At 68.8% G+C, this 12,356-nt stretch carries 10 protein-coding genes and 1 pseudogene; 5 read left to right on the forward strand and 6 right to left on the reverse strand.

Annotation, left to right across the window (positions count from 1 at the left end; genetic code table 11):
- Window positions 1-434: 434 nt before the first annotated feature.
- The gene (locus OG758_RS11265; protein ID WP_326709860.1) at window positions 435-2,750 is read right to left on the reverse strand and encodes a glycoside hydrolase family 3 C-terminal domain-containing protein; all 2,316 of its coding nucleotides are present in this window, start codon (window positions 2,748-2,750) and stop codon (window positions 435-437) included.
- Between the two features lie 456 nt (window positions 2,751-3,206).
- Here OG758_RS11265 and OG758_RS11270 point away from each other — a divergent pair, with 456 nt between their 5' ends.
- The gene (locus OG758_RS11270) at window positions 3,207-3,785 is read left to right on the forward strand and encodes a TetR/AcrR family transcriptional regulator (RefSeq protein ID WP_326709861.1); all 579 of its coding nucleotides are present in this window, start codon (window positions 3,207-3,209) and stop codon (window positions 3,783-3,785) included.
- A gap of 9 nt (window positions 3,786-3,794) precedes the next feature.
- Here OG758_RS11270 and OG758_RS11275 read toward each other — a convergent pair whose 3' ends face one another.
- Complete coding sequence (locus OG758_RS11275; protein WP_326709862.1) at window positions 3,795-4,724, reverse strand: formylglycine-generating enzyme family protein; 930 nt, start codon at window positions 4,722-4,724, stop codon at window positions 3,795-3,797.
- A gap of 55 nt (window positions 4,725-4,779) precedes the next feature.
- Here OG758_RS11275 and OG758_RS11280 point away from each other — a divergent pair, with 55 nt between their 5' ends.
- The 4 genes from OG758_RS11280 (at window position 4,780) to OG758_RS11295 (ending at window position 10,027) form a co-directional block, all read left to right on the forward strand.
- Window positions 4,780-5,349 (forward strand): helix-turn-helix transcriptional regulator, encoded by a 570-nt coding sequence (locus OG758_RS11280; RefSeq protein ID WP_326709863.1) that lies wholly within the window; start codon window positions 4,780-4,782, stop codon window positions 5,347-5,349.
- Window positions 5,346-7,112, forward strand: coding sequence for a sulfatase (locus tag OG758_RS11285; protein WP_326709864.1), 1,767 nt, complete (start codon window positions 5,346-5,348; stop codon window positions 7,110-7,112). Before OG758_RS11280 ends, OG758_RS11285 begins: the two co-directional genes overlap by 4 nt.
- A gap of 274 nt (window positions 7,113-7,386) precedes the next feature.
- Window positions 7,387-8,745 (forward strand): MFS transporter, encoded by a 1,359-nt coding sequence (locus tag OG758_RS11290; protein ID WP_326709865.1) that lies wholly within the window; start codon window positions 7,387-7,389, stop codon window positions 8,743-8,745.
- A 79-nt stretch (window positions 8,746-8,824) separates the two neighbouring features.
- Window positions 8,825-10,027: a glycoside hydrolase family 1 protein gene (locus OG758_RS11295; protein WP_326709866.1), complete on the forward strand. Its 1,203-nt coding sequence runs from the start codon at window positions 8,825-8,827 to the stop codon at window positions 10,025-10,027.
- Window positions 10,028-10,407: 380 nt separating this feature from the next.
- On the opposite strand, the pseudogene OG758_RS11300 reads toward OG758_RS11295, so the two are convergent.
- The 4 genes and pseudogenes from OG758_RS11300 to OG758_RS11315 all read right to left on the reverse strand — a co-directional run.
- Window positions 10,408-10,488 (reverse strand): annotated as a pseudogene (locus OG758_RS11300) (hypothetical protein); the annotation flags it as partial.
- A gap of 507 nt (window positions 10,489-10,995) precedes the next feature.
- A complete protein-coding gene (locus OG758_RS11305) occupies window positions 10,996-11,274 on the reverse strand; it encodes a gas vesicle protein K (protein WP_326709867.1) in 279 nt (92 codons plus the stop codon).
- Complete coding sequence (locus OG758_RS11310; RefSeq protein ID WP_326709868.1) at window positions 11,271-11,501, reverse strand: gas vesicle protein; 231 nt, start codon at window positions 11,499-11,501, stop codon at window positions 11,271-11,273. The genes OG758_RS11305 and OG758_RS11310 overlap by 4 nt, the downstream gene beginning before the upstream one ends.
- Before the next feature lie 3 nt (window positions 11,502-11,504).
- Window positions 11,505-12,308: a GvpL/GvpF family gas vesicle protein gene (locus OG758_RS11315; protein ID WP_326709869.1), complete on the reverse strand. Its 804-nt coding sequence runs from the start codon at window positions 12,306-12,308 to the stop codon at window positions 11,505-11,507.
- Between the last annotated feature and the right edge of the window lie 48 nt (window positions 12,309-12,356).

Raw genomic sequence — 12,356 nt, forward strand, 5'->3', positions numbered from 1 at the left:
ACCACGCGCTGCGTCATCGAAAGGATGTCGCAGGGAGCGGTGCTGCAGAAGGTGCAGGTCAGGGTCGGTTCTCGGCCGACTTGACGCCATCTCGGGCCCCGGAGCGTCAAATGAGCGTCACGGTCGAGACGGTGCCGGTCCCGTCGGAGCACGCCAAGGGCCCCGCTCGAGGAGGAGACTGGGCTGACGAAAGCGCGGCGCGGTGACCGCTGGCACGTGGTCAGAGAGGTACCGGCCGGAGCGTCGATCACGGGCCCCTCTCTGTCGGCGGTCCCCGGCCTCGGACACGATGGAACGCACGTGACTCCGGCCGGGACCCCCTCGTCGACGAGCACCGGTGGGGTGGTCCCCCGACGGCACCGCCCTTCGCACCGCGGCTGTCGCGGCGATTGCTTACCGCGGGAGATCGGCTCGCGGCCCCCGCTCCGTACTCGTCAGGCGTCGCGCAAGGACCTCACGGGCTCGTGCCGAACGACCGCGAGGAGAGCTTCGATGTCGTCAAAGCCCAACGGCACGATCGGCAGTTTGGCGAGCTGGCTGAGCCTCATGCCGGTGATCATCCGGTACCGGGGACTGCCCTCCTGCGGGTACGCGTCGCCCATGGCCTTCCGCACGCGGTCCAGAAGACGCTCGACGGCGGGCCCGCCGACGGGGTGCGCGCGCCACTCGCCGATGGTCGAGTCGGCGCTCAGGGCGTCGGCGGGCCTGTCCCCATCGATCGTGACGGACGTGGTGACACGGATGTCCCGGCTGGAGGCGCCGACTTCGATGCCGTAGTCGAGCCCTTCGACGAGCCAGGCGTCGGCGCCGATGTCGAAGTGGGCGAGGTCCGCGCGGGCGATGTGGAGGGTGACGTCGCGGGTCTCGGCCGGAGCGAGGGGTACGGCGGCGAACGCCCGCAACTCCCTTACAGGTCGACGCATTTGTGAGCCGGGAGCACGGGTGTAGGCCTGCACGACCTCGTGTCCCGCGCGCGGGCCCGTGTTGGTGATCGACACGGTGACGTCGAGACCGGCGTCGCCTTGGGTCACTCGCAGGTTGGTGTACTCGAAGGTGGTGTACGAAAGCCCGTGGCCGAAGGGGTAGGAAACCTCCAGGTCGCGTGTGTCGTAGTGGCGGTATCCGACGAAGATTCCCTCGCCATATCGCGCGTGACCCCTCTCTCCCGGCCAGTCGGCGAAGGCGGGGGTGTCGGCGAGGCGCAGCGGGATGGTTTCGGCCAGGCGTCCTGATGGGTTGGCCGTTCCGAAGAGGAGGTCGGCGGTGGCGGTGCCGCCGGCCTGGCCGAGGAGCCAGCCCTCCAGGACGGCGGGCACGCGGTCGATCCAGTCGGCGAGGCGGACGACACCGCCGTTGGCGAGGATCACGACCGTGTTCGGGTTGGCCTCTGTCACCGCGGCCAGCAACTCGGTCTGTTCAGCTGGGAGTTCGAGGTGATCACGGTCGTAGCCCTCGGATTCGAAGCTCGGCGGGAGTCCGAGGAAGAGGAGGACCACGTCCGCTGCCCGCGCGGTGCGCACGGCTTCCTCCCGCAGTGCTGCCAGGTCGCCCTCCGGGTCGTCGACGGGGAACCCGGGAGCGAAGTCGATTCGGGCGGAGGGTGCGGCGAGGGCCAGCGCGGTGAGTGCGTCATCCAGCTGGGTGGGGGTGACCTTCGAGCTGCCCGCACCCTGGTAGCGGGGTGTGCGGGCGAACTCACCGAGCACCGCGATACGGGTGTCCGCCCTCGGGTCCAGCGGCAGCAATTCGTTGTCGTTCTTCAGCAGTACGGCTCCGCGGGTGGCTGCCTCGCGGGCCAGGGCGTGGTGGGCGTCCCGGTCGTAGTCGGCATCGGGATCGGCGTGGGCCATCGTCTTCAGAGCCAGTTCGGCGACGCGGGCGGCGCTCACGTCCAGGGTCTTCTCGTCGAGTTCACCGGAGTTGACCGCATCGACCAGCCGGGCGGGGCCCAGGCCGGAGGAGGAGGGCATTTCCAGGTCGAGGCCGGCAGCGAGGGAGCGGGCCCGGTCGAGGACGGCGCCCCAGTCCGAGACGACGACGCCTTCGTATCCCCATTCGTCGCGCAGCAGGTCGGTGAGGAGCCAGTGATTCTCCGAGGAGTGGACGCCGTTGAGGCGGTTGTAGGCGCACATCACCGTCCAGGGTCGGGCCTCGGTGACCACACGGTGGAAGGCGGGCAGGTAGATCTCGCGCAGGGCGCGGGGGTCGATGTCGGAGCTGACCGACATGCGGCCGTTCTCCTGGTTGTTGGCGGCGAAGTGCTTGAGGGAGGCGCCGACGCCTTGGGCCTGAAGGCCCTTGACCCAGGCGGTGCCCAGTACGCCGCTGAGGAACGGGTCTTCGGAGAAGTACTCGAAGTTGCGGCCACACAGGGGGCTGCGCTTGATGTTGATTCCCGGGCCGAGCAGGACGTGCACGCCGTGTGCGAGGCACTCGCGGCCGAGTGCGCGACCCACGCGCTCGGCCAGGTCGGCGTCCCAGCTGCTCGCCAGCGTGACCGCGGGCGGGAAGCAGGTTGCGGGGGCGCTGCCGTTGATGCCGAGGTGGTCGGCCCGCTCGTCATCCTGCAGGCGCAGTCCGTGCGGCCCGTCCGAGAGGCGCATCTCCGGGATTCCGGCATGCGGGAAGGCTCCGGTGGCCCACCAGCTCGCGCCGGTTGTCAGGGCGGCCTTCTCGTCAAGGGTCAGCCGGGCCGTCGCTTCCTGGGCGGCTCCAGGAGTGGCGGAGATCGGCTTCGGCGCGTCGGTCACTTTGAGCTCCTTGGTGGTGCGGTGAGGGACCCCGCTGGAAGAGCCGGGGACGTGATGTGCAGGCGTGCCCGGTGGCCGCCCAGTCCGTCGTCCCGGCCACCGGGAGGGCCGGTGTACGTGCTTGCGGCAGGGCGGTTGCGATGCTGATGGCGCTCTGGTCGCGGAAGAGGGACATCCGAGCAGGCGGCTACGGGGAAGAGAAGGCGGCGCCCACGACGCTCACCAACGGAGTTCTCTCTCCCCCCGGATGCCCGAACCGGCGGTCAAGTGCTGGGGGACCGTCCCGGCAGGGTGCCGGGTCGCTCGACGGGTCTTGCCCGGACGTGGCCTTCCGGGGGCCGACCACTCGGGTTCCGTTGACCGCGAGTGGTCCGATGCCGAGAAACAGTACGTCGTACTGTTTTTGCTGGCAAGGGGCGGCCCTCTCCGATCAAGCACGACCCATAGGCTGGCCCGGTGACAGCGAAGAACTCGTACGCCAAGGGCGCGGCCAAGCGCGAGGAGATCCTCCGGGTCACGCTGGAGATCTTCGGTAGGGAGGGCGAGCGGAACACGACACTACGGGCGGTTGCCGCGGAGAGCGGCATCAGCCTCACGGGTCTGATGCACTACTTCGACTCCAAGGACCACCTGCTCACGGAGGTCCTGCGCGCCAGCGACCGAGCGGCGAAGATCCGCTTCTACTCACCTGACACCGTTCAGAACCCGGGCGAATTCCTGGCCCAGGCGCTGACGGCGACCGCGGCCAACGCGGCCCGCGCCCGGCTGTACGTCACTCTGGCGGCCGCCGCCACGGACGCGGCTCACCCGGCGCACGCCTACTTCGAGGAACGCTTCCACCTGCTGCGAACGGCCATCGCCGAGCACCTGGCCGCCGAGGCGGACGAAGGCCGCGTCGGCGCCGCTGTCGATCCGGACTTCACCGCCTCCGCACTCATCGCCTCGTCCGACGGCATCATGCTCCAGTGGCTGAGCGACCCTGCGGTCGACATGGCCGGCCACGTCCGCCGCATCTGGCGGACGCTCACCGGCTGAGTGTCCGCTTCATCTGGCCGAGGCCGTTCTGAATCCACAGTTCCCGCTGCTGGAAGCCGGCGTGTTGGCCGACCGGGCGGCCACGCGATAGCGGTGGCAGTAGGAGTGGTGGCATAGGTAGGAGCCGCCCCGCATCACCCTGCGGTTCCCGCTCCGCGGCCCGCGGGGGTCGGCCTCGGGTGCCTGCGCGTAGTAGTGCGGGTCGAACCAGTCGGCGCACCACTCCCAGACGTTCCCGGCGACCTCGTGCAGGCCGAATCCGTTGGGCGGGTAGGTGCGTACGGGCGCGGTGGCGAGCCAGCCGTCGGCGCCGGTGTTCACGTACGGGAAGCGGCCTTGCCAGATGTTGCAACGCCACTCGCCGTCCGGCAGCAGTTCGTCACCCCAGGGGAACCGCCTGCCTTCGACGCCCCCGCGGGCCGCGTACTCCCACTCGGCCTCCGTCGGCAGGCGCCGTCCCACCCACGTGCAGTAGGCCGCGGCGTCGTCCCAGGTGACGTGCACCACGGGGTGGTCGTCCTCCGCATCGGACAGGGGGCCGTGCGGATGCCGCCAGTCGGCGCCCCGGACGTCGAGCCACCACGGGACGGCAGGATCGGCCACCGCGACGTCCCCCCGGCTCGCGGCCACCGCCAGGTGGAAGACAGCCGAGCTCCCTTCCCGTTCGGCCCCGGTGACATACCCGCTCTCCTCCACGAAGACGCGGAACATCGCCACTGTGACCGTGGTGACGTCGATGGCGAACGGGGCGACACGTACTGCGTGGACAGGTCGTTCCCCGTCCGCCGGATACCCCTCACCGAAGGCGTCCCCCATCCGGAACGCGCCTCCGGACAGCCGCACCTCAGGGTGTGCAGGTTGGTGTGCGGCCGGCTCGGGTGGCGGGCCGGCAGGGGCGAGCCGGGATGTCGATGTGCAGCAATCCATTGACGTCTCCATCCCTTGAGTATATGAATTTACACATAGGTGAGAACGCACATAGGAAGTCGGGCACATGAAGTTCGAGTACGTGCTGCTGGGTCTGCTGGCTCGCCGCCCCTACGACGGCTATGAGCTGCGCAAGTGGCTGGAGACGGAGGGTCAGTTTCTGTGGGCCAAGGCACACCACAGCCAGATCTACCGAAAACTCGCCCAGCTGGAGACTCATGGGTGGGTCCGGCACGAGACAGACGTACGCGAGGGCCGCCCGGACGCCAAGGTGTACCGGCTCACGGAGCGCGGCCACCACGCCCTGCGGGAGTGGATTCGTTCACCGTACGAGCCCTCGACCCGACTCCAGGACATCGACTTCACCGCCCGCTTCAGCGTGACGGCACCACTCGACCGGGAGGCCGCCGTCGAACTGCTCAGGACCGAGCTCGCCTATCGCCGGGCCCAGATCGCCAAGAACCGCAACCGGGACCGAACCCTGCTCTACGAGGACCCGGCGCCCGGCCTGGACCAGGAGGTCGACCGGGAGGTCCACGAGTCCCTGCACCGGCTGGGCGCGGGAGCGATGGACTACTGGGTCGACTGGCTGGAGAAGTCTTTGCACCGGCTCACAGGAGGGAAGACCACCGGATGAAAGCCATCATGGTGATGTTCGACAGCCTCAACCGGCACATGCTGCCGCCGTACGGTGGTGACTGGACGCACGCCCCGAACTTCGCCCGGCTCGCCGCACGGGCCGTGACGTTCGACAACGCGTACGCCGGCTCCATGCCCTGCATGCCCGCCCGCCGGGAACTGCACACCGGGCGCCACAACTTCCTGCACCGCAGTTGGGGCCCACTGGAGCCGTTCGATGACTCCATGCCCGAACTGCTCAAGCAGAACGGCGTCTACACCCACTTGGTCAGCGACCACCCGCACTACTGGGAGGACGGCGGCGCCACCTACCACGGCCGCTACCACACCTGGGAGTTCTTCCGCGGCCAGGAGGGCGACCCCTGGAAGGGGCAGGTCGCCGAGCCACCCATACCCGAGGACCTCAAGAAGGTGCGGTTCGGCGAGGGCTACCGGCAGTACTGGGTCAACCGGCCGCACATGGCCACCGAGGACCGGCACTCCCAGACCCTCACCTTCGACGCGGGCCTCGAGTTCATCCGCACCAACCGGGACGCCGACCGGTGGTTCGTCCAGATCGAGACCTTCGACCCGCACGAGCCCTTCTTCAGCCCCCAGAGATACAAGGATCTCTACCCGCACGACTACGAAGGCCCGCACTTCGACTGGCCCGACTACAAACGCGTCGTGGAGACGGACGAACAGATCGACCACGGACGGCTGGAATACGCGGCGTTGCTGTCCATGTGCGACCACTCGCTGGGGCGCGTCCTGGACACCATGGACGAACTGGGTCTGTGGGAGGACACCCTGCTCGTCGTCAACACGGACCACGGACTGCTGCTCGGGGAGAAGGGTTGGTGGGGCAAGAGCGTCCAGCCCTGGTTCAACGAACTCGTCCACCTGCCGCTCTTCGCCTGGGACCCGCGCACGGCAGCCGCCGGTGCGCGCCGCGAGGCACTCGTACAGACCGTCGACCTGGCGCCGACCTTCCTGGAGTTCTTCGGCGTCGACCGCCCCGACGACATGCAGGGCTCCCCCCTCCCCATGGCTGAGGACATACCCGCTCGGGAGGCCGGGCTCTTCGGTATCCACGGCGGGCACGTCAACGTCACCGACGGCCGCTACGTGTACATGCGCGCCCCCGCGGCACCCTCCAACTCTCCTCTGTACGAACACACCTTGATGCCCACGCGCATGCGCGGCCGCTTCTCCCCCGCCGAGCTCGCCGACCTGGAACTGGCCGACCCGTTCTCCTTCACCAAGAACGTCCGCACCGTACGCGTACCGGGCCGATCCCTCCTCAATCCGTACCACCACGGCACGCTCCTCTTCGACCTGGAGAACGACCCCGAGCAACACACCCCACTCGTAGACGACGCCGCGGAACTGCGCATGGCCTCCCTGATGGTCGACCTGATGCGAGCCAACGACGCACCGCCCAGCCAGTACGAACGCCTCGGGCTGCCCGCAGAGGGACCGGTGACCGACGACCACCTGCTGGTCAGGTCGCAGCGCGCCCAGGCGGCACTGGCGGCTGAGCCGCTGCCACGTCCCGAGGACTACCCGCAGGGCCGCTTCTCACTGCGCACGCCGGTCCAGGCCCTGGTCTGCGACCCCTTCGGCATCGAAATCCTGCGCACCCACCTGCCCGGTGTCGCCGACTCCGAACTGCTCCAGACGGTCGGAGCGACCCCGCTGATCGATCTCGCCGCGATGGCAGGCGCGATGATCCCCACCGACGCACTGCGCCGGGTCGCCGAGGAACTCGCGAAACTCTGACCGCGAGTCGCGGTCAGACGCGGCGAGCGGACCCACCTGATGCACCAACCATGCGGCTCTGGCACGCCAGGCCGCCGGCGGAACACCTGCCCCATCGGCCCTCCCGCCCCGGCCCCCATTCCCCGGCCCGCCCTCGCCCGACTCCTCTCACGGATGTCCGCAGCCTGTCGTCGCCCATCGCTGCCCCACCCGCCCGCCAAGGTCGCGGACCTCTTCGGTCGGCGGGCTGCTTCCGTCTGCTCGCTGCTTGACCGCAGAGAATCGAGAAAGCACGATGCCCGAGCTCAGCAGGGGCCCCGCGCAATCCGTCGTGGGCTCTCCAGGAACACCCGTACAGGTCAAGGGACGCTGGCGCCAGCTCTCCCTGCTCGGCGGCACCATGCTGGTCGACAGCACCGAGGCCAGCCTGGTCAGCAGCCTGTTCCCGCTCATAAGGCAGTCCCTCGGCGTCTCGCTCGGCGCCCTGGGCACCCTCACGGCGGCCAGCAAGATCGTGGGGGTGTTCACCGGCCCGTTCTGGGTGTGGGCGGCCCAACGCTGGTCACGCAAGAGCGTGCTCGTCGTGGCCACCGGGCTGTGGGGCCTGTGGGGCGTGGCAGCCGGCTTCTCGCAGAACTTCACCCAACTCCTGGTCCTCTACACCGTATTGGCGGCCGGCTACGCCGCCGCGAACCCGATCATCACCGAGCTCATCGGCGACCTCTTCGGCAGCTCGTCCCGAGGCCGCGCGATCGGGTTCGTGTACGGGGCGATCTCCCTGGCCGGCGCGGTGATCGGGCCGCTCAAGGGACAGCTCGCCGGGGTGGACGAGGGCTGGCGCTGGGGGCTGTGGGGCATCGGCGGTTTCAACATCCTGCTCGGGATCGCCCTGCTGATCTGGTTCCGCGACCCGGGCCGGGGCGCCTCCGAGCAGCAGCTTGCCGACCTCGACCGGACGACCAGGGAGGCCGTCTCGAAGCTCTCCTGGGACAAGGTGTTCTCACTCCTCAAGATCCGCAGCCTGGTCATCCTGCTCGTCTCGCGTCTGCTCTCCGGACACCTGCTGGTGGGCACGTTCGGCGTGGTGTTCCTGGTGGACGTGTACGGCTTCAGTACACAGCGGGCCTCGCTCGTCATTCTTCCGTTCGGCGTCGGCTACTTCCTCGGCACTCTCCTGGGCGGCTTCGCCGTCGACCGGGTGTCCCGCCGCAACCCTCGCTCCGGACCGGTCGCGGTCCTCCAGGCAGCCCAGTTCGTCTTCGCCGTCTTCGCCTACTTCGGCACTCAGTTCCGATACGACAGCATCCTCGTGTTCGGCGCCCTCTTCGCCCTGATCGGCACGGCGCAGGGGATGAACCCCAGCATCAACCGGCCGATGGTCATGGCCATCACGCCACCCGAACTCCGGGGCGCGGCCTTCGCGTTGTACGCCTCCATCGCCGAGGCGATCGCCTGGGCCGGCTACAGCCTCGGCGCGGGCTTCCTCGCCGACACGGTCGGCCTGCGCGTGGTGTTCCTGTGGGTCCTCGTCGTACTGATGCTGGTGAACGGCCTGTTCCTCACGCTGCTCTACCGGCCGTACGCGGTGGACACGGCACGCGTCCAGGAGGAGCTGGACACCCGTCGCAGGGACGTCCTCGCCGACCCTCGCTGACCCACTCCCCGAGGTCCCACCACGCCCGCACTCGCGCCACCTCCCCCTCCCGCTCTCTCGACGAAATGTGAATCGACCCATGGCACACGCACGCCACCTGCCCGACGGCTTCCTCTGGGGCGCCTCCACCTCCGCGCACCAGATCGAGGGCGGAAACACCAACAGCGACTGGTGGCAGTTCGAGCACATGCAGACGCCGTTCATCAAGGAGCCCAGCGGCGACGCCTGCGACAGCTACCACCGCTGGCGCGAGGACATGGACCTGCTGTCCGAACTGGGCTTCACCGACTACCGGTTCAGCGTCGAGTGGGCGCGCATCGAACCCGCGCCCGGGGAATTCTCCCAGGCCGCGATCGCCCACTACCGTCGCATGGTCGAAGGCGCGCACGAACGAGGACTGCGGCCCCTGGTGACGCTGCACCACTTCACCGCACCTCGGTGGTTCACGGAACGCGGCGGCTGGGCAGCCGGCGGCTCGGACGGCCTCTTCGCCCGCTATCTCACGGCAGCAGCGCCCGTCTACGCCACCGGCGTGGAACACGCGTGCACCATCAATGAGCCGAACATGGTCGCTGTGATGGCCGCCGTCCAACGTGCCCACCTCTCCGGCGAGCCACTGCCCACGACCGGGATGCCCCTGCCGGACGGTGCCACGTCCGAGGCGTTGATACGGGCCCACGCGCGCGCCGTCGAAACAGTCAAGTCCTGCGCCCCGCACGTGCGTACAGGATGGTCTGTGGCCAATCAGGCATACCAGCCCCTCCCCGGGGCGGAGGAGGCCGCCGCGCCCGTCCGGCGCCAGTGGGAGGACGTCTTCCTGGAGGCGGCCCGCGGCGACGACTGGCTCGGCGTGCAGGCCTACACCCGCACCCGCATCGGCCCGGATGGTGCCCTGCCCGTCCCCGAGGATGCCGAAAGGACTCTCTCAGGCTGGGAGTTCTACCCTCAGGCTCTGGGCCAAGCCGTGCGTGACAGTGCCGCGCTGGCCCCCGGCGTCCCGCTGATCGTCACAGAGAATGGCATCGCCACCGCCGACGACACCCGCCGCGTCCAGTACACCTCAGAGGCTCTGGAATCCCTCATCAGCGCCATGGACGACGGCATCGATGTCCGCGGCTACTTCCACTGGAGCGCCCTGGACAACTACGAGTGGGGTCGCTACGCACCCACTTTCGGGGTGATCGCAGTCGACCGCGAAACCTTCATCCGCACACCCAAGCCCTCGGCGGCCTGGCTGGGCGCCATGGGACGCCGTCGCATCCTGACCTTGAGGGAAGAGTGACACCGGCACGAGCCGCTGCAGCGGCGATGTAGCTGCCCGTCCGGGGGCAGGTCGGTGTACTTGGTGTCGCTGTCGCGGAGCACGAAGCGTAGGGACCCCGCCCGGGTGCCGAGCTGGTCGGTGAGGTTGCGGGCCTGCTGGGTGGCCCACTGCGCGGTCGGGTGGGTGGTGACGCAGGTGATGTGCAGCCTGCGGGTGCCGTGCTCGAGGAACGCCAGCGTGTACAGCCGCCTGCCGGTCACCGTGTCCAGGTGGAAGAAGTCCGCCGCGATGATCCCCTCGGCCTGCGCGGTCAGGAATTCGCGCCAGCTCGGGCCGGTGCGGCGCGGGGCCGGGTCGAGGCCGGCCGCGTGCAGGATCTGCCAAACCGTCGAGTGGGCGATCGGGTGTCCCAACCGAGCCAGTTCGCCCTGGATCCTGCGATGGCCCCAGCGCGGGTTCTCCCCGGCCAGGCGCAGCACCAGCTTCTTGAGCGCGGCCGCGGTCGGCGGGCGTCCGGTGCGGCCGCGGCGGGCGGAGTAGTCCCACTTCCTCGCGATCAGCCGTCGGTGCCAGGCCAGCAGCGTCCCCGGCGTGACCGGGAAGACGCTGGCCCAGCGTCGGCGCGGTATTAGTGACGAGAGCGCGGCGAGTCAGAACCGGTCGGTCGGCTCGTAGCGGACCGGACCCCTGAGCTGCCGCCGCAGCACCGCGTTCTCGTGCCGGAGCACCAGAAGTTCGGCATCCTTGGCAGTGTCTCGGCGAAGCAGCACCGCAGGCAGGGACAGTAGCGCGCGGGTGGCCCGGGTAGAGCAGCGACACGATCATCCCGGCAGCATTCCAGCCACCGCCAACGACCCTGAACACCGGCCTTCACCTGCGGCGATGACTTTACGAGCCCCACAGGGCTACGCCACGGGATCGATGGTGCAGGTTCACGTGATGGCCGGACTTGAGTCGCTCGTGGCATGGGCTGCAGGCCTGCAGCATCAGCTCCGCGGCAGGAGGGTTCCGAGTGGGCCGAGGTCGAGGTTGAGATCCTCCGGCCGGACTCCGTGCTGCTCGCAGAGTTCTGCCATCCGCTGGTCGAGCAGCATCAGAGTGGTTCCGATCTCGTCAGCCTGCGCATCGCTGAGATCGCCTTGATCGACACGGCGAATTGCCTGCCGCTCCATCAACTGCCGGAGGAGTTCGACCACCGTGAGCACGAAGGCGACGAGGTCATGTCCCACCTTGTCGGAGTCAAGATCAAGTCGAGATCCGGTCACAACGGGCCGCCGTCCGCCCAGGGTGCCGGAACGCGTTCGTTGACGGACGACAGCAGAGCATGAAGCGACAGGCGCACCAGGGGAACGTCGGCGATGGCGATGACCAGGTCGCCGCTGATGACCACCCCGGTGGCCAGGAGTCGGTCCAGCAGATCGACAAGAGGCACCCCGATGGGGCCGTTTAGTGGCCCGGGGCTGTCCCAAGGCACCACGTCGTCGTAGGTCACGGTCTACACCTCACCAATAAATGAGTAGGGGACCCACGGCCCCGACAGCTCGATCTCCACCCCGGCCCGTTCTCGCAGCGACTGTGTCAGCAGGGCGAGTTCGTCGGCGCGATGTTCGGCTACCAGATATGTTGCGTTGAGGGCCTGGATTCGCCGTTCCCCGGAGAGCTGGGGGGCATGCGGTCGCAACCTACGGGATGCCTTGGCGAGGAGACGGACTTCGGAATCTACTGTTTCGGCAGCCTGCAGCGCCTCGTCCTGGCTCTGGTCGCGACGCTCCTGCACACCTCGCTTGCGGTCCAGGTAAGCAAGGCCGGCTCCGGGTGCCGGACGGGACCGGTCGGCCGGCGCGGCGCTACGGCTCGAATCGTCCGGTGGGCAGGGTGGCGCGTACACCTTTACGCCCCATTCGGCATGGTGCGCGATGCGCCTTAGTGCTGCATGAAAGCGGTCCGCCTCGTTGATGAGGGCGTCCCTCGCCCTCTGCTCATCGTGGTACAGCGTGGCCAGCGGCAGGGGCACTGTAGGGCAGCAGGCGGCAGCCGCAGTAACGACGTCATGGTGGGCGCGTGCGTAACGTTCCAGCTCCCGTTGGTCGGACAGGCGTGCCTGCCAGGCCTCGTCGGTGAAGTCGCGAGCTCGGACCTTCTGGACGATCGCAGTCAGTGTCTCCAGCGGCAGTATGCTCACGGGCGCCTGGTCGGCGACACCTGGCAGCCCCCCGAAGGCCGACGGGTCCGGGTTCCGGCAGACCGCGAACACGTAGGTGGCGTGGGCGTCCGTATGCTCAGGGCCGCGCTCCGTCATGTGCCTCGGTTCTCCTTGGTCCTTGCTGGATGGGGAATTTCGCTGCGG

The sequence above is a fragment of the Streptomyces sp. NBC_01474 genome (assembly GCF_035918215.1).
Lineage (GTDB): Bacteria > Actinomycetota > Actinomycetes > Streptomycetales > Streptomycetaceae > Streptomyces > Streptomyces aureus.